This is a genomic window from Sphingobacterium sp. ML3W (genome assembly GCF_000747525.1).
Classification (GTDB): Bacteria; Bacteroidota; Bacteroidia; order Sphingobacteriales; family Sphingobacteriaceae; genus Sphingobacterium.
Genome location: NZ_CP009278.1, coordinates 4,094,899 through 4,112,315, shown reverse-complemented (window position 1 = coordinate 4,112,315; position 17,417 = coordinate 4,094,899). Strand labels below are relative to the sequence as shown.

General features: G+C 36.9%; 15 protein-coding genes, 1 tRNA gene and 1 pseudogene. 8 read left to right on the top strand and 9 right to left on the bottom strand.

Going from position 1 to position 17,417, the window contains the following annotated elements; genetic code table 11:
• Positions 1 to 813 (top strand): DUF2490 domain-containing protein, encoded by an 813-nt coding sequence (locus KO02_RS17625; RefSeq protein ID WP_051960019.1) that lies wholly within the window; start codon positions 1 to 3, stop codon positions 811 to 813.
• Here KO02_RS17625 and KO02_RS17620 read toward each other — a convergent pair.
• From KO02_RS17620 to rplS, 7 genes are all read right to left on the bottom strand, one after another.
• On the bottom strand, positions 810 to 1,697 hold the full coding sequence (locus KO02_RS17620; protein WP_038700412.1) for a helix-turn-helix domain-containing protein: 888 nt from the start codon (positions 1,695 to 1,697) through the stop codon (positions 810 to 812). The two genes, KO02_RS17625 and KO02_RS17620, sit on opposite strands and share 4 nt — an antisense overlap.
• Positions 1,698 to 1,979: 282 nt before the next feature.
• Positions 1,980 to 2,771, bottom strand: a complete 792-nt coding sequence (locus KO02_RS17615; protein WP_038700410.1) for an META domain-containing protein — start codon at positions 2,769 to 2,771, stop codon at positions 1,980 to 1,982.
• Positions 2,772 to 2,898: 127 nt separating this feature from the next.
• Positions 2,899 to 4,701 (bottom strand): membrane protein insertase YidC, encoded by a 1,803-nt coding sequence (gene yidC, locus KO02_RS17610; RefSeq protein ID WP_038700408.1) that lies wholly within the window; start codon positions 4,699 to 4,701, stop codon positions 2,899 to 2,901.
• 15 nt (positions 4,702 to 4,716) lie between these two features.
• Positions 4,717 to 6,351 carry a CTP synthase gene (locus tag KO02_RS17605; RefSeq protein WP_038700405.1) on the bottom strand — a complete coding sequence of 545 codons (1,635 nt, stop codon included), beginning with the start codon at positions 6,349 to 6,351 and terminating at the stop codon, positions 4,717 to 4,719.
• 160 nt (positions 6,352 to 6,511) lie between these two features.
• Positions 6,512 to 7,639, bottom strand: a complete 1,128-nt coding sequence (locus tag KO02_RS17600) for an acyltransferase family protein (protein WP_038700403.1) — start codon at positions 7,637 to 7,639, stop codon at positions 6,512 to 6,514.
• A 431-nt stretch (positions 7,640 to 8,070) separates the two neighbouring features.
• Entirely contained in the window at positions 8,071 to 9,168 is a 1,098-nt protein-coding gene (locus tag KO02_RS17595; protein WP_144243355.1) for a carbohydrate-binding family 9-like protein, read from the bottom strand.
• Between the two features lie 158 nt (positions 9,169 to 9,326).
• Positions 9,327 to 9,674, bottom strand: a complete 348-nt coding sequence (gene rplS, locus KO02_RS17590; protein ID WP_038700401.1) for a 50S ribosomal protein L19 — start codon at positions 9,672 to 9,674, stop codon at positions 9,327 to 9,329.
• Positions 9,675 to 10,015: 341 nt separating this feature from the next.
• Here rplS and KO02_RS17585 point away from each other — a divergent pair.
• Positions 10,016 to 10,089: transfer RNA gene (locus KO02_RS17585), tRNA-Pro, on the top strand.
• Between the two features lie 577 nt (positions 10,090 to 10,666).
• Here KO02_RS17585 and KO02_RS24155 read toward each other — a convergent pair.
• Both KO02_RS24155 and KO02_RS17580 read right to left on the bottom strand, forming a co-directional pair.
• A pseudogene (locus tag KO02_RS24155) lies at positions 10,667 to 11,605 on the bottom strand (recombinase family protein); the annotation flags it as partial.
• A gap of 265 nt (positions 11,606 to 11,870) precedes the next feature.
• Positions 11,871 to 13,361, bottom strand: coding sequence for a recombinase family protein (locus KO02_RS17580; RefSeq protein WP_038700399.1), 1,491 nt, complete (start codon positions 13,359 to 13,361; stop codon positions 11,871 to 11,873).
• 960 nt (positions 13,362 to 14,321) lie between these two features.
• On the opposite strand from KO02_RS17580, the gene KO02_RS17575 reads away from it, so the two are divergent.
• From KO02_RS17575 to KO02_RS17550, 6 genes are read left to right on the top strand one after another with little or no spacing between them, the layout of a single operon-like run.
• Positions 14,322 to 14,714, top strand: a complete 393-nt coding sequence (locus tag KO02_RS17575; protein WP_038700397.1) for a single-stranded DNA-binding protein — start codon at positions 14,322 to 14,324, stop codon at positions 14,712 to 14,714.
• A gap of 43 nt (positions 14,715 to 14,757) precedes the next feature.
• Positions 14,758 to 15,831: a DUF932 domain-containing protein gene (locus KO02_RS17570; protein WP_038700395.1), complete on the top strand. Its 1,074-nt coding sequence runs from the start codon at positions 14,758 to 14,760 to the stop codon at positions 15,829 to 15,831.
• Positions 15,832 to 15,882: 51 nt separating this feature from the next.
• On the top strand, positions 15,883 to 16,359 hold the full coding sequence (locus tag KO02_RS17565) for a hypothetical protein (protein WP_038700393.1): 477 nt from the start codon (positions 15,883 to 15,885) through the stop codon (positions 16,357 to 16,359).
• The gene (locus KO02_RS17560) at positions 16,356 to 16,550 is read left to right on the top strand and encodes a hypothetical protein (RefSeq protein WP_038700391.1); all 195 of its coding nucleotides are present in this window, start codon (positions 16,356 to 16,358) and stop codon (positions 16,548 to 16,550) included. The genes KO02_RS17565 and KO02_RS17560 overlap by 4 nt, the downstream gene beginning before the upstream one ends.
• A 12-nt stretch (positions 16,551 to 16,562) precedes the next feature.
• Positions 16,563 to 17,174, top strand: coding sequence for a PRTRC system protein E (locus tag KO02_RS17555; protein WP_038700389.1), 612 nt, complete (start codon positions 16,563 to 16,565; stop codon positions 17,172 to 17,174).
• Positions 17,175 to 17,191: 17 nt separating this feature from the next.
• Positions 17,192 to 17,410: a PRTRC system protein C gene (locus KO02_RS17550; protein WP_038700387.1), complete on the top strand. Its 219-nt coding sequence runs from the start codon at positions 17,192 to 17,194 to the stop codon at positions 17,408 to 17,410.
• Positions 17,411 to 17,417 lie beyond the last annotated feature (7 nt).

Sequence of the window (17,417 nt, the reverse complement as noted above, 5' to 3'; positions counted from 1 at the left end):
ATGAGAATTTTGAAAAACAAATTTAAAAAAATAATACCCTTGCTATTTTTAATGGCATGTCAGATTACTTTTTCGCAAGCTCAGGTAAGTCCTCCAGGATTGGGAAAGGCTAAGACAGCTTCCTGGTCGGTACTGGGTCTAAAACGTCAATTGGATAGCACTGGGACAAAAGAAGCCCTTACTTATATTGGCTTGGGTACAAAAAGTACTCCGGATGATTCTAATCCATTTCACAAACAGGCTATATGGGTGTTAAATCATGAGGTAACGCATAAATTTGCGAAGAACCAACAATATAGCTATGCATTGAGCTATCGTCGCCAAGATGTGTATGATGCAGATGTACCTTACCACCATGAAGGTGTAGAGCAAGAATTTAGGCTATATGGTCGCTATGCTTATACGTTTAAATTTGCGGATCGCTGGAAATGGAAAAATACGGTTAGACAGGAGTTTCGAAAATTCTTTACTGATGATTTTCAGAAGGCCGAAGAGAATTTTCAATTCAGAACGCGTCTTAAATCGCAGTTGAATCTGAAGTTGTCCGATAAGAACAACCAAGAGCTGGCATTGAGTGCAGAAGGATTATTTGCGATTAGTAAGCTGAATAAGCCAACTGCTTCTTGGTCAAAATTTGCCTATAAGGAAGCGCGCTTAGGGCTTTATTATATGACGGATATTCCTAATAGTCCTTTGCATCTCGATGTAGGATATATGAACGATTTGATTAAAGGTTATGATCAAGTGGATTTTGGAGTGCATTACATGGCAATGGACCTTATCTGGAATCTGCCCTATAAACAGAAGCATTAATCGGATAAAAATTTATGCTTGCGATAATCACTGGGTGAATACCCAGTGGTTTTTCTGAATAAGCGCGTGAAATAGGAGGGTGATTGAAATTTCAACTCAAATGCAATTCCTGCGATATCTCTTGTTGCATCTTGTAATAAAATCTGGCTATGTAAAATACTGATTTCATTGATCCATTGTTTCGGAGGCTTATTGGTGGCTTCTTTCACACATTTATTGAGATAGTTTTCCGATATATGCAGGAGATTGGCATAAAATAATACATTTTTATGGTCGATATGGAATTTCTGTACAAATTCTCTAAACCGAAAGGCAATATCCAGTTGTCTGCTCATAGGAGCTTTGACTTCGTAATCTGTTTTAATGATTTTTAATAGGATACATTGTAGCATGGAAATGCATATTTCCATTACTTTACCTTCAGTAAAAAGCTCTTCTTCCAATAAGGTGAGCATTTTTTGAATCCAGGTGGATACATGTTCTGAAAGTGGGGTAAAGGGATGAGAATTGAAAAAACGAATGTCATTTATTCCAAGTTCAATATCGGTTACGATTTCGTTTTCATAAACAATAAAAAAACCTTCGGCATCATCTGAAATTGATAAAGTAGCGGTGATATTTCCTTGTTTAACATTGATAACTTCATTTTCAGCTAAGGTGTAGGATCCAGATTCTAAATGCTGTGAGAGTGTTCCTTTGGTAACAAAAATAAGAAAGTTGAATGTGGTACGATAAGGAATCACAGGCATGAGAATGCTTCTGAGATAATTTTCAATGCGATAAACTTGTATTTTGCTTTCATTGAATAGATTATGGTCAGTTACATCTGGCAAAAAGAGTTTTTTGTACTCGTAATTGTTGATAATCTTAATCGATGATTTCATAGTCCTATATATTAAATAATCTGCTCATGAACCGATTTATGAACGTGCTTATATATAAGCAAACATAGATAAATTGTCATGCATATACAACATAAAGTGTTACATATAAAAGAGCTATCGCGTAGTAAGACTGTATTTCAGTATGAATTTTTTGTAACATAAAGATATTGATGTTACATTGACCCTGTATTGTTTTTATAGGAGGTATATTGGATAGGCCGTTGGTTTGATGAAATAGAAAAAGCTCCAAATATTTTAGCGCTTTTTCTATTTATCGTGTTACTATTTTTTATGGAATCTCATCATGGAGATGTCTCCAACAATAAGAGTCAATGTATTTCCTGAAACACTGTATGTATTGATTTTACCTAATGTATTAAAATATACGTCTTCACCTGAACCTTCACAAGCCATTTTTGTCGATGCTACTGGACCGAAGCTGATGTGATTGTTCTCGGTCTTGAAAGTGCCATTGTATGCGTTACAGCTTCCGTTTCCTGAAACTTTCTTAGTATCGATATCAAACGTGATCGTAGGTTTTGTGTTTGGGTATAAACCTGCAAATGCAATACGGGGTCCTGAGATATAATCCAATTCCCAAGTGCCTGATAAAGATTGCTCTGTAGTTTCTGCAGGTATCAATCTGAACTTGGCGACTGTCTTATTTCCCTGATTTAGCATGAATAATGTTCCATCTAATTTGTAGTTATCCGCATTGATAATCACTTTTGATAAAGCTTGTTCGATTTCAAACTCAGGACAAGCCATCATGGTTGAAATTCCTTGAGAGAATTTAATCTTATTATTATCCAAAAGTGTTACCCCACCATTTAACATATTACAACCAGCATTTGCACTGTAGGTGCTATCCATAAATGCAATGTATGGTGTACGACCATTTACTTTTTCAGCGACAGCCTTACCATCGACTTCTATCAATTGCCATTTGTTTCCCGTTAATTGCATAGTTTCTGTAGTGGAGACATTTTTGTGATCTGTATTTTTCTTGAAAACTGAACAACTGCTTAATCCTACAATAAGCGTAGCCATCACTAAAATCTGATTTAATTTCATTTTGTATCTGATTTGTTATACTTGTTAAACAATAATAATAACGTTTGGTTTAACAGAACGCTACATTTTTAAATAAAAAAGAGGAAGCCCATATGGGCTTCCTCTTTAAAGACAGTAATAAAAATTATTACTTTTTATTTTGTTGTGCTTGACGCATCGCTTCTTCCATTCTAGATTGAAACGACGATTTCTTTTGCACTTTAGGATTCTTTTTATTGTCTTCTAACTTCGCTAAGATCTTGTCATCATTAACCATTGAACGAATGATTAACTGTGTTAAGAACGTTAGGATAGCACTTAGGAAGTAATAATAGTTCAAACCTGCAGGGAAACTGTTTAAGACAAAGAAGAAAATCAATGGCATAAAGTAACCAATGTATTTCATTTGTCCTGTAGCACCCGAAGTTGCATTGTTGTACCATGTGGTCAATAAAGTTGTTAATGTCATCAACACACACATTAATGATACGTGATTCACACCAAAAATTGGAGAGAAAGTGAATAGGGTATCATATGTAGACATGTCTTTCATAAACAAGAAGCTTTCACCTCTCAACTCGAATAAATTCGGGAAGAAGTAGAAAAAGGCAATTGTAAAAGGCATCTGTAATACCAAAGGAAGACAACCTCCTAATGGATTCACACCTGCTGTTTTGTACAATTTCATTTGTTCTTGTTGTAACAAAGCGGCATTGTCATCACCTACTTTAGCTTTAATCTCATCTAATTGAGGTTTCAACACACGCATTTTAGCCATGGATAGGTAAGATTTGTATGTCAATGGTGATAATACTAATTTTAATAATAAGGTTAAAATTAGGATAACGATACCATAGCTAAGGTGAAAATTATCTAAGAAATCAAATACAGGAACAGTGATGAATTGATTGATCCAACGCATCGGCCCCCAACCCATATTGATGATCTTGTGAAAATCATGACCTTCTGCTTTTAATGTTTTATACTGATTTGGTCCAAAGAAAAAGCTTAACGAATAACTGTTATCTTTTTGAGTCGCATAATCCAGCTGTGCTGTAGCGCTATAAAGCTTAACAACTTCATCTTCAATCGTAGATTTTACATTTACATTTGCAGTAGAAAATCCAGTTTTGCTAGAAAGAATATTGGAGAAGTAGTGTTGCTTGAATGCAATCCATTCTACTTTTTCTTTCAGTTCTTTTTCATCATCTTTCGATTCTGATAAATGATCTACGTTATCTACTTCTTTGTAGTAAACAGTTGATTTTTGACGTTCTGAATCAATATTTTGCTCTTTTTGAAGTAAAATGGTTTCCCAGTCTAAAGCAATTGATTTCTGATCAATCTTGTTTTGGATACCTTTGGTGTTGATATCAAGACCGATATTGTAACCATCACCTTTTAAGGTGTATACGTATTCAATATACTGATCAACTCCATACGTCAATTGAAGTTTGATTGACTTAGCATCTTCACCACTAATTTTTACATCTGTATCTGCTGTTGCAAAGTATAGATCATTGGTATTGATGTTTTCTCCAGATGCATTGAATTTTAATCCAAATCTGTTGTGGTCTCCCTCAAATAAAATTAATGGTTTACCATTAAAATTTGTTTCGCCTTTTAATTCTACAGATTTTACACGACCACCCTTAGAACTGATTTTAGCAATGATTTTATCATTTTCTAAAGTGATGATTTGCTCAGTTCCAAATTTTGCTGCACCAAAAGGAAGTTTTAAAGCAGCAGAATCAACAGGTTGTACTGTTGCGATCTCTGTAGCAGCTATCGTAGAGTCTGCTAATGGTGCTAAACCTTGTTTAACGCGAGCTAGCGAATCTTGTAGAGCTTGTTCTTTTTTTATTTCTACGTCGGACGGTTTCATTAAGTAAAATGAACCGGCTATGATTCCGAACATCAGAAGTAAACCAATAAGGGTATTTCTATCCATTTTTTTAAATTAAACTTACTTAATTGTTTCCTGCTTTTGTATCTTATTTTTCTTATTCGACAAAGCAGCGGTTACAAAGCTAACAAAAAGTGGGTGAGGATTTGCAACAGTTGACTTTAATTCTGGATGAAATTGTCCTGCAACGAAAAAAGGATGGTTTTTCAACTCAACAATTTCCACCAAACCTGACGTTGGATTCATTCCTGATGCAATCATTCCAGCAGCTTCGTATTGCTCTAAATAAGCATTGTTGAATTCATAACGGTGACGGTGACGCTCTGATATTCTTGTTTTACCGTAGATACTGTATGCTTTTGTACCTTTTTTGACATCACAGTCATAGGCACCTAAACGCATAGTACCACCCATATTGATGATTTCTTTTTGATCTTCCATCAAATTGATGACTGGGTTAGGTGTATCAGGATCCATCTCCGCACTATTGGCATCTTTAAGCCCCAATACGTTGCGACCGAATTCGATAACCGCACATTGCATGCCTAGACAAATACCAAAGAAAGGAATGTTATTTTCACGAACATATTTAATAGAAGCTAATTTTCCTTCTAATCCGCGTTCACCAAATCCTGGTGCAACAAGAACACCATCCATATCATTTAATTTGTCTTGGACGTTTTGGTCATTGACACTTTCTGCAGCAATATATTGTAATTTTACTTTACACTCATTGGCAGCACCTGCGTGGATAAAGCTTTCAACGATAGATTTATAAGCATCAGGTAGTTCGACGTATTTACCCACTAAGCCAATATTAACTTCATTGGTCGGGTTTTTTAATTTACCTAAGAAGGCTTTCCAGCTTTCTAAATCTGGCTCATTTTTGTTAGAAAGTTTCAATTTAGCAAGAACAGTCTTGTCCAATTGCTCCTTCATCATATTTAATGGTACATCATAAATCGTAGGGGCATCGATAGATTCAACTACAGCATTGATATTCACATTGCAAAACAAAGCTAGTTTTTTGCGAATTTCTTGTGTTAATTTATGCTCAGTACGACACACCAAAATATCTGGTTGGATACCATATTCCAATAAGGTCTTAACCGAATGTTGTGTTGGTTTTGTTTTTAATTCACCTGCAGCAGCTAAATATGGCACCAATGTTAAGTGAATAACGACAGAGTCATGCGTGCCTAATTCCCATCTTAATTGACGCACCGCCTCGATGAATGGTAAAGATTCGATATCTCCGACAGTACCCCCTAATTCAGTAATCACAATGTCATATTGACCTGTCTCACCTAATAAGCGCATACGGTTTTTTATTTCATCTGTGATATGTGGAATAACTTGAACTGTTTTTCCTAAGTATTCGCCTGCACGTTCTTTTTGGATTACAGATTGATAGATACGACCTGTCGTGACATTGTTCGCTTGTGAAGTGGGAACATTAAGGAAGCGTTCGTAATAACCTAAATCAAGGTCTGTTTCAGCTCCGTCTTCCGTTACGTAACATTCACCATGCTCATATGGATTTAGTGTTCCTGGATCAATGTTAATGTAAGGGTCGAATTTTTGGATCGTAACCTTGTAGCCACGTGCTTGGAGAAGTTTAGCAAGAGAAGATGCAACAATGCCCTTCCCTAACGACGAAGTAACGCCGCCCGTAACAAAAATATATTTAGTCATATCAATAATGGATTTCAAAATATAAGGCCTAAAATGGCCTAAATATCTGCTTTATGTACGGGATACAAAGATAAGAATATTTGTGGAAGACGACGTTTTTTTTTATCTTTAATTTAAAATAACTGTTTTTTTTACATCCTGATTGCACGAAATTTAATCTTTACGAATTCAGTTTTGACCTATATTTCATAAAAAAATCTTCAAAATATTTCTTAGATAAATGTGCTGTAAGAAATGTGCCAGCTAGTACCAAACTATAAAAAATGATAAAACTTAGTATGGGATCTAGATTTAGTAAATGGTTCTTTCCAAGATGGATGACAACGAAAATAACAATCATATGGTACATGTAAATACCGTAAGATATCTTACCGCCATAGTCTAAGAAGCTATTGTTGAAAACCGACCTAGTATCTAAAACAACACCTACATAAACGATGAGGTTAAGAAATAAGATGTTAAGTATGATGTATGAGAATACCCAATGGCTAAATATATCAAATCCCAGTAAAGCAATGCAGGTGCTTCGGAAAAAGAAATATCCAATTAATGTAGCTAATAAAAGGTAATTAACGAATACATGTTTTTTGTACCAGGCTTTTACATTGATATTTGTATGATAGAGCAAATAGGCTCCCAATGCACCTATGGCCATTGACTCGAAAGCAAAGGTTTTAATGAGATGTACCGCAAGTGTATTGGTGATGATGTTGTTGAAGCAGAAAATAAGTAATATTACTTTAATCAAAAATACCGCTAAGATTAGGGCTAATTTATTGTTTATCCATTTAAATAGGGGCGCCCAAATAATGTAGAACCATTCTTCGACTCCAATGGACCACAGGGGTTCCAATAGATGGGAGCCAAATTTGAATGTAACTAAACTGGGTAGGAATAATACAAATAAAAGCCATACTTGTTCTATATGATAAGGAAAGGTATAGTTTATATGTAGGATATTAAACAGAAACGGAAAGATTATAATTCCAATGGCAACTAATAAAAAATACAAAGGCCATATGCGGATAACTCTTTTCAAATAGAAGTTTTTAATGGATATTGTATTTTTCGCAGCTTTTTCTTTTATGAGCAAATAGCTGATGAGGAAGCCGCTCAAAACAAAGAAAAATTTTACGGCGGTGCTTCCATTTTGAAAAAAACTGATGTGTTCAAAGCTAGTGAAACTGTTTTTTGCACGGATGACTTCGCCATGATGGAATATGACAAGCAATGCAGCAAAAAAACGGAACGCGTTGAGATTTGGGAAAAAGGATATATTCTTATACATTGTTGTTTGTAAAAATAACAATATTAGTTTATTTTTTGTATTCTTTTTGTTGATGCTAATTGTTTGGATAACATCCCCGCTGTTTTATTATTCGATGGTATTGCCGTAGCAGCGTTCAGTATGTATGCACGATAACGATTCTGTATATACATATGTTGTTCGGTTCTGGTTTTCCATTGCGGTTAGCGATAGCTTCTGATGCAATTCGTTGCGGTAGCAGAAAGCATGGGTTGTGTAGGTTGCATTTTTTCTTTTAGAATTTGTTTTTGTTTAGGGAGGTATAAGCTACTGGCGAGATTATACGTCTGGACTCAGGAGTGGGGCTCTAGCGGAAATGTGTAAGATTATTGCTCGGATTGATTTGCTGTTTTGGCTGAATAACAGGGCTATTATAATCAAATTATAATAGCCAGCATGTTAATGTATCGATATTAAGGATGGAGGTCGAAATGGCCTCTGTTATCTAAGGACACTCGAATTTTTTTTGAAAGTTTGTCGATAATTTTTATTGTATAACTCTGCTTGTCCTTATTTAAATCCATGTTGATTTGAAAATCTTTCGTAGAGGGAAGGATATACTCCTTATATAATGAGAGTTTTGTTAACTGCTCGCTGTAATGACGGTTTTCTTTTTTGAACAATTGTTGTAGATAATGGACATTCCACGCTAACTTAGTTACGTTATAGCTGTCAGGCAAAGCAGGGTCTTGCTCTGTAGCTTGTTGTACAAATTGTAGATATCCCCACCTTTCGGGATAGTGCATATTGATTAGTCCGATGGGTGACCAGACCCAATTGTCTTCTGCTAATATTTTATTGTTTTCTTTTTTTCTGCTATAATGGTTATCACTGAGTTCATGTTGCCATTGTACGCGTGAAAAATTGCATAACCAATAGTCGTCATTTTTTGGAAAAGGTGCTTTACCAAAGGCGTAGAGTGATTGGTGAGGGATAGCGAATTCAACCGACCAAAATGAATCTGTGTCTTTAGGATTGTTGAGAGTCCCTTTTATGTGTACCGCAGATTTTAAATTTTTAACATCCCAGTGTGTGATAGCTTGTCCACCAAAACGATACGGCTTGGTAAGCATGAGGTCGAATATAGTATGAAGGGGGTTGACTTCTATTTCGTAATATTCTGCTTGATGTAGATTGGGTTTTAAAAATATTTCAAAATCATTGTTCAAGTACACGATTTCATCATGTTTGTAAATGTCTGCCCAAATGTGGGGTTCATAAAGTTTAGCATAAATGTACAAATTAGTCGAATCCCAAAGCATTTTCACTTCGGTTTTATAAGCAGGTTTCTTGAATTCACCTCCTTGGATATCTTCAAAATTAATTATGGTCTTTGCTTTAGACCAGCTGTTTTCAAGATCTTTACCATCAATTTGCATGGGTTCAGTGATTTTGTGAACGGCATATGTTTTTGGAATGGATTGTAGCGCTAGAAATTCTTGAATGGAATTTTGGGCATAACTGTTGATACAACAGCATAGCAATGCGAGAATAGATATAAGTTTGTTCATGATAGTCTTTTCGGGCCTTAAGATAGACTAAAAAGATTTAGCATAAAAGCAGTAATCTACCTTGTAAAGAAAATGTTGCTAAAAGGGGAAGGGAGGGGTAATAAAAAAAGGCATTTGAACTCAATCCAATGCCTTTTTTTATACTTGCGTAGTCGTAATTAGATTCTTTTAGACTTAATACGAGCAGCTTTACCAGTAAGACCGCGTAAATAAAATAATTTAGCGCGACGTACTTTACCGTAGCTGTTTACTACAATTTTTTCAATGTTTGGCGAATTTACAGGGAAAATACGTTCCACACCAATGCCATTTGAAATTTTGCGTACAGTAAAAGTTGAATTAACACCTTCACTGTTCAATTGGATAACCACACCTTGGTAAATTTGGATACGCTCTTTATTTCCTTCGCGAATTTTATAATGAACGCTTATGGTGTCTCCTGCTTTAAATGCGGGAACTTCATTTATGATTACCGCTTGTTCTTCTACAAATTTTACTAAATCCATGATTTTGAGTAATTAAATACGATTATTAGCCTGTAAAAATCGGAATGCAATATTACAGCTTTTTTTTTACTTTAAGAAATACTTTTTTCAAAAAGCTTTAAGCTGCCTTAGTTTGATGCAAAGATAGAAAAACCCTTTTAATAATTAGACCTTGTGCTCAGATATATTTTAAAAAGTTTTACACATCCCTGTTTTGTTGTTTAAGAGTTGCTGTTGGATGAGTTGATAATATTTTATTTCTCAATAAATCAGGCATTTATTGAATAAAGCTAAAAAATCATTTGGCATATTGAAAAAACGCTGTATATTTGCAACACAGTAAAACAAAAGGGATACCTTTTCGGGGTGTAGCGTAGCCCGGTATCGCGCCTGCTTTGGGAGCAGGAGGTCGTAGGTTCGAATCCTGCCACCCCGACTTGACGGGACAAAGTAGAAAAATCTACTTTTGTCCCGTTTTTTTTTGCTCCTAACTTTTTGTTAATCAGGTTGATATGTTGAATGAAATCGTTCCGTCTAGCGGTTCGAACTCCGTTATTATCAAATTGCATTTTTTCAGGGTAAATCGAACCAATGTCATTTCTGATCTCTATTAAGCTTCCATTTTCAAGGTTATGGCTGATCTCCATGATTTTTGATAACCCTTGCTCTATTAGACTCTGTACATTGCCCATATCGTTGTTGAGCGTTGTCAGTTGAGACTCAAATGCAGAGATTTTCATATTATATTGTGACTTTATCTCACGGTAGTCTTCCGCATCAATCTGTCGCGTGGCCAAAAGGTCTCTCATATGCGAAAGCCTATCTTCAAAGTCTTTAATCTGAATAAGGATTTCTTTTTGTTCTAAGTCCATTTGGTCGGTTTGCTCTAGATATTCTTTACAAATCGTTTCTTGATAGAATTCCTTGTTTTCTATTTTGGGTATAAATTTCAACAAATCGTCTTTGATCACATCATTGACCTTTTCTGCATTTACTCGGTGCTTACAACCGCCTACACAATGGTAGTAGGCGTAATATCGGTTTCTACCTTTTGATTTACTTCCCGTGAGTAATTTTTTACAATCTGGACAAATCAAAAAGCCTCTCATAGGAAATTCGTCAAGGGTTTTAACTTTCGGGCGGTAATTTCTGCCCCTACCATCTAGAACATCCTGAACTTCATAATAAAGTGATTCAGAGATTATCGACTCGTGCTGTCCTTGAACAAAGCGGCTTTCCTCATCCTTAAATTGAGGAATGAAAATCTTGCCACAGTAAAGCGGGTTTCTGATAACCTGCCAAAATGCGTTCTTACTGCATTTTAAACCTTTTGCTTTAGCTTGTTTCCATATCTGTTCGGTATTAAAGCCCCCTTTTGCAATCTCTTCGAAACTCCATCGTAAGATCGAAGCGTCAGGTTCTTTCGGTACAATATATTTTTTGCCGTTTTCTTCTGTTTTGTTTACATATGCAACCGGTGCCAGTCCCATATAGCGTCCTTCTTTCTTTGCGCGTCTCATCCCGTAGAACACGTTCAATGCCCTACGATCATTTTCCACTTCGGGTGCTGCCAAATAAAATGCCAGCATCATTTTATTTTCTGGTATAGATAGATCTAAAGGCTGTTCTATCGCCTGGGGTTCTGCACCATGTTTCCTTAATATATTTATCATTTGATAAGCGTCTCCAGCATTTCGACTGAAACGATCCCATTTTGTGAACAGGACTAGGTTGACGTTATTCTTTCGTTTTTTTAAACTTTGGAGTAATTCCTTCCACCGTGGACGGTTAAATGATTTGGCTGAATGGTCTTCATAGATCACATTACGAATTTCAATCTGATGGGAAATACAATATTTTCTCAACATCTCTTCTTGATTCCGTTGAGAGTATCCCTTGTCTGCCTGTTCATCTGTGCTAACGCGAATATATAAGTCTGCTATATGCCCCATAATACTGTCTAATTTTATTGAGAGAGCAGCCAACAAGTTCTTGTATTCTGAAGTCTTGTCGTGCATTGGCTGCTTTTGGCTTTTAATGACACTAATTTACGGATTTTGTTTGACCTTAGTGTCCTTTAAAAGTTAATTTCAAAACAGTAGTAATGGGAACATACTTTTAATTTTTGTTTTACTTAAAAGGATAAAACAAAAAAACACTCTTCAGTAGAGTGCTTTACTTTAATGGTTTATGGAATTGATTCAATTTCAAAGTGCATTATATACTATGCACAACCTTTGGATCGTAGTTATACGCACTTTTTAAGACTTTATTTCTCTCTGCTCTCCCAATTAATGTTCCATAAAACATAAGCTTTTCGGGATATAGTGTTTGAATAAGAGAACGAATGTCTTCGATATTCCCTGCCGCAAAGATTTTGTCAAAGGCCATGAGCCTATTTATATCTTTTTCCAATAATGTTTCGATAGAAGGAATACTACCGCAAAGTGTATCTAGTTTTTTGTTCAGGTCATCAATTGTTGAGCTATACTGATTTTTGATTTCGAGGTAATCCAATGGATCTATTTTCTGGGTCGCCAATAGGTTTCGAATATGGGATATCCTGTTTTCGTAGTCTTTTAATTGATGTAGTATTTGTTTCTTCGAAACCTGTGAACTTTGCGTAAGCTCATAATAGGTTTCAGCTATTATATTTCGATAAATATCGTAAATTTCTTTTCGGGGTATATATCTCCGTAATTCATATTCAAAAACTTGATGCAATTTTTCTATCCTGATTCTGTAAGTACATCCCTTGCGACAATGGTAATAGCTATAATGTCCATTTCTGCCTTTTGATTTACTTGCAGTCAGCAGGTTTCCACATATTGGACATATCAGAAAGCCCCTCAAAGGGAAATCGTTTCGAGTTTGTATTTTGGAACGATATGTTCTCCCTCTACCATCCAATATTTCTTGGACTTTCTCATATAGTTCTTCTGAGATAATAGGTTGATGTTGTCCCTGGACAAAACAACTTTCCTCATCCTTAAATTTGGGGAGGAAGATCTTTCCGCAATATAATGGATTTCGAATAATTTGCCAGAAAGCATTTTTACTGCATTTTAATCCTTTTTCTCTTGCCTTTTTCCAGATCTGTTCCGTATTGAAAGTACCGTTCGATAATTCCTCGAATGCCCAATGGAGAATAGTGGCATCAGGTTCCTTCAGAGCGATGTATTTATTGCCACTTCCGTCAATTTTATTTTTGTACCCCACCGGAGCCAGTCCCATATAGCGCCCTTCTTTTTTCGCCCTTCTCATCCCATAAAACACATTTAATGCTCGACGGTCATTCTCTACCTCGGGAGCAGCTAGGTAAAATGCAAGCATCATCTTATTTTCGGGAATGGATAAATCTAGGGGTTGCTCCATCGCCTGTGGTTCTGCACCTAAATCACGAAGTACGTTTATCATCTGATAAGCATCCCCCGCATTGCGGCTAAATCGGTCCCATTTGGTAAATAAGATAAGATCTATTTTGTTTCTATGCTTTCTTAGATTGGATAGTAGTTTTTTCCATTCAGGTCGGCTGAATGATTTGGCAGAATAGTCTTCATAAATCACGTTTCTTATCTCTATGCAGTGATTCCCACAATATTTTCTCAGCATTTCCTCTTGACTACGTTGCGAGTACCCCTTGTCTGCCTGTTCATCAGTACTTACACGCACATATAGATCCGCTATCTTACCTCTTTCAACATTCATTTCCTTCTAAATATTTGGTCACCGTTATTCTCGCTATCTTTCTTAGAAACATCAATAATTGGGTTGCTTCTGCTTCGCTCAATGTTATATCCTCCTTCTGGAGTAATTTGATTATCCTTTCCGGTGTCATTCTGATATTTTTCGATACCTCTTTCATTGCCTATTCTACCTTGATTATTCCTTGACTTGAAAGTTATCCAATCAAGGTTAGACGGGTAAACTACTCGTAGTCCTTGGCTTTAAAAGGATGTGGTTGGCTAAATGGTAAGATAGGTATCGTCTTGAGCTAACTTGAAAGTCTAATTTGGGAAAATTTAAATAGTCCTGCTTTTTTTATGCCCTTATTTTTTATCCTCAAAGCACATTTATTTTTCCATCGCAAATGCCAACGCTCATAAAAGAGCTTTGATCGGATGCTTGGTCAAGGATATTGAAAAAATGCCCTGGCACGATCCTCTTCAATATTTTTTCAACACCCTTTCAGTGGCTTCCAAAGCCACAATACTACAAATAATATTCGTTTAGAAATTCTGCTGCACAGATGCAGATTTTGTACTCACACAGACCATTTCCTAAATGCCTTTTCCATTGGCTTCCACATTGGTTTTTATCTAAGAGCCAGTATGCTGTTTTGTCCCATTTCAAGAGCAAAGGTATTTCCGTGTTCTTGACGCAGCAAAAAGGTCACGCCCTCCGGGTTTGCAAAATAATCTCCACCCATACGGGTCGTATTTTTTTGTCAAAACCTTGTTGCTGCTAAACACAAACCTTTTATGCTCGTGAAACGAAACAAAGCATACTCCGGCTCTTTAGACGAATAAAAAAAATATCAGAAATAAAAAAATATAGCATTGGAAATAGTAAAAGAGTGAAACGAAACTTCAGCACCTCCTCTCATTGCCGAATAAATCAAAAAAAAACAAATCAGAACAAATTTAATAACGCAAAAAAGTAGAAATCATGAACATCACAGGAAGACTGACAAGGGATGCGGAAGTACGTACAACGTCACAGGACAAGCAAGTAGTAAATTTTTCGGTAGCGACCAACAACAGCTATCGTAACAAACAGGGCGAACGCATCGAGCAAACAACCTATTTCGATTGCTCCTATTGGATTACGCCCAATGTTGCCAAGCTACTCACAAAAGGCATATTGGTAGAACTCACAGGCAGAGTAAGCACAAGAGCGTGGGTAGGAAATGACGGAGAGCCAAGAGCAGGACTGAATTTCCATACTTCGCAAATCAAACTGCACGGAGGTAGCAGAAGGACAGAAACTGTACAGGCTACTGCAAAACCCAAAAGCAACAAGACAGCAGAACAAGGAACAGAGGACGACCTCCCATTTTAACAACGAGTATTCAATTAATTTTCAACCTTTAAATTATTTTATCATGGCACACAACATTAATTTCAACAAGCAGACAGGACGCTATTCATTTTTTAGCGTAAAAGAAAAAGCATGGCACGGTTTGGGGCAAATCGTAGAACAGTACCCAACCAGTGCTGAAGCAATCAAGCACGCTGGGCTAGACTATGAAGTCATCAAAACGCCACTGTTTACCAAAGGTTCTGGTATTATCGAAACGGCTAACGGTATCGAAATAGGCAGTAACGAATTAGAGGTTCCCAACTATTTTGCCAACATACGCACTGACAACAATGCCGTATTGGGCGTAGTGGGCAAGGATTACCACATTGTACAAAACCGTGAAGCCTTTAATTTCTTTGATGCTATTGTAGGCGGTGGCGAGGGTATTCTTTATGAAACCGCAGGAGCGTTGGGCAATGGAGAGCGCATATTTATTACAGCCAAATTACCCGACTATATCCGTGTAGGCAATGGCGATGACGTAACCGAGAAATATATCTTCCTCACGACTTCGCACGATGGGAGCGGAAGTATTACAGCCGCATTCACACCCGTTCGGATTGTCTGCCAAAACACGCTTAACGCTTCGCTTCGCAACATGACCAATGTAGTACGTATCAAGCACACTTCGGGAGCAAAACAACGTATTGAAAATGCCCATAAAATAATGGGATTGGCGAACACGCTAAGCACACAGTTAGAAAGCATATTCAACGGATGGACTAAGGTAAAGGTTACTGACCTAGAGGTAAGAAAGCTCATCCAATTGGCACTTTGTCCAAATAAAGAAACATTGGATCTATTGAAAAAAGGTGCAGAAGACGAAGTTTCCACCGTATTCAAAAATGTGGTAAATGATGCCTTTGCTTATGCTATGACAAGCGATACACAACAAATGGACACCACAAAAGGCACGTTGTTCGGGGCGTACAATGCCGTGACAGGCTACTATCAGAATGTACGCAACTACAAAGATGATGAAGCCAAGTTACAGAGTATTGTGCTAGGTGGAACGGCACAACTCAAATCACAGAAAGCATTCGACTTGTGTACATCTTTTACAACGGATGGTGCGGAAATTCTAAACCTTAATTAATAACTACAGGCTACCGCCTTAATTGGTGGTAGCCTATTAAAACTAAACATTATGGCCAATTGGTGTAGTAATACGGTTGTTTTCGAGGGAAACGAGGAAGCAATCCAACAAATACAACAGCTTTTCCAAACAATGAAGGAAAAGGAAGAGCAAACGGAAAGGGGACAATTGCCCGATTTTATCACAGATGAAAACGGAGGCTATTTCTTCGATAGCTATTGGAATAAGGGCGATGCAGGGATTTTTCAGTACGAAACAAAATGGTCGCCCAATATTGAAATTGTCCAAAAGATAGCAGAATACTACCAAGTGGATTTTGTACAGGACTATGAAGAAATAAGCAACCTTGTATATGGCAGAGCGACATTTTCTGACAGGCTACTCACGGATATTTATTTGGAAGACGAGGATTTCGAAATGTATCAGTTTGACGAAGAAACCGACACCTATCATTTTGATGGCAAAGACTACGACAGCGATTGTGAGATTTTAGAAACCCTGTTGGAACGTAAAATAGCAAACCTGTGAAAGTAACGGATTTAAACGGTTATCCAATCGAAGTAACTGACCTCAATGAAGCAATTCGTATAACCAAACGGTACACACAATTTAGGCACGAGGATAAAAAATATACAGATTTTGATAAACGACAGAACGCTTATTGGACGGATATGTACGAGAAGTTAACAGCAATAAAAGAACGAGTAAACAACCATTAAAATTTTAGAACGATGAACACGAATTTTTTCAATCAGATAACACAGTTGGATTTCACAGGTAATCTGCAACTTACCATAGCCAAAGGAGCAGAAAACAATCTTATTGTTTCTCTAATTGTACAGAATGAGCAATGCGGAGATAACGCAAAGCGACTGATACCCCCACTTAATTTAAGGGGAACGGCAGAAGAATTGGACGAGGGATTTTTTCAGCAGATAACCGCACCCATTCAGACCGCTTCGGGATTAATGGTAGATATGGAAGCCTTTATGAAGCAATTGGAAGAAGCCAAAAAACAATCGGCAATGGAAAAGGAAAAAGCCGACAAGCAGAAGAAAGAACAGGAAGCCAAAGACAAGAAATTCAAAGAGGGAATGACAAAAACGGACGAATTGGAGAAAGAGGGCAAATTCCGTGAAGCGTGGATGAAAGTACCCGATATAACCGAGTTTCCCGAAAAGGCGGACGAGATACGTAAACGCAAAACAACATTGTCCAACAAGTTTAGTACACCAAGTCTTTTTGGAGCAATGGCAGAAGAGGAAAAAACCGAACAACCGCAAGAAGAAAGTTTGCCTGATTATCCGATAGATGAAACGGAACAAGAAGAACAAGAATATTAATCTAAAAATTGGAAATTATGTTATTAGCAACGCAATTAGAACGAGTTTTTATACTCATGGATAAAGGACAGGAAATCCGATTAACCGACCCCGAACCACGTTGGAGCGTGGAAAGTGTACTGAATTTTTACGCCAATACATACCCAATACTGACCACCGCCAAAATATCTGCACCGCAGATTAAGGATGATGCAGTAGAGTACAAATTTGAGAGCGTAATGGGTACGAAAGGTTAAACCAAAA

Bases quoted from the DNA above. Each gene is read 5' to 3' on its own strand.
- KO02_RS17595 (WP_144243355.1), bottom strand. From the start codon at position 9,168: ATGAACAAACTTATATCTATTCTCGCATTGCTATGCTGTTGTATCAAC.
- KO02_RS17580 (WP_038700399.1), bottom strand. From the start codon at position 13,361: ATGAATGTTGAAAGAGGTAAGATAGCGGATCTATATGTGCGTGTAAGT.
- KO02_RS17565 (WP_038700393.1), top strand. From the start codon at position 15,883: ATGGCCAATTGGTGTAGTAATACGGTTGTTTTCGAGGGAAACGAGGAA.
- KO02_RS17605 (WP_038700405.1), bottom strand. From the start codon at position 6,351: ATGACTAAATATATTTTTGTTACGGGCGGCGTTACTTCGTCGTTAGGG.
- KO02_RS17615 (WP_038700410.1), bottom strand. From the start codon at position 2,771: ATGAAATTAAATCAGATTTTAGTGATGGCTACGCTTATTGTAGGATTA.
- rplS (WP_038700401.1), bottom strand. From the start codon at position 9,674: ATGGATTTAGTAAAATTTGTAGAAGAACAAGCGGTAATCATAAATGAA.
- KO02_RS17550 (WP_038700387.1), top strand. From the start codon at position 17,192: ATGTTATTAGCAACGCAATTAGAACGAGTTTTTATACTCATGGATAAA.
- KO02_RS17625 (WP_051960019.1), top strand. From the start codon at position 1: ATGAGAATTTTGAAAAACAAATTTAAAAAAATAATACCCTTGCTATTT.
- yidC (WP_038700408.1), bottom strand. From the start codon at position 4,701: ATGGATAGAAATACCCTTATTGGTTTACTTCTGATGTTCGGAATCATA.
- KO02_RS17555 (WP_038700389.1), top strand. From the start codon at position 16,563: ATGAACACGAATTTTTTCAATCAGATAACACAGTTGGATTTCACAGGT.
- KO02_RS17575 (WP_038700397.1), top strand. From the start codon at position 14,322: ATGAACATCACAGGAAGACTGACAAGGGATGCGGAAGTACGTACAACG.
- KO02_RS17570 (WP_038700395.1), top strand. From the start codon at position 14,758: ATGGCACACAACATTAATTTCAACAAGCAGACAGGACGCTATTCATTT.
- KO02_RS17600 (WP_038700403.1), bottom strand. From the start codon at position 7,639: ATGTATAAGAATATATCCTTTTTCCCAAATCTCAACGCGTTCCGTTTT.
- KO02_RS17620 (WP_038700412.1), bottom strand. From the start codon at position 1,697: ATGAAATCATCGATTAAGATTATCAACAATTACGAGTACAAAAAACTC.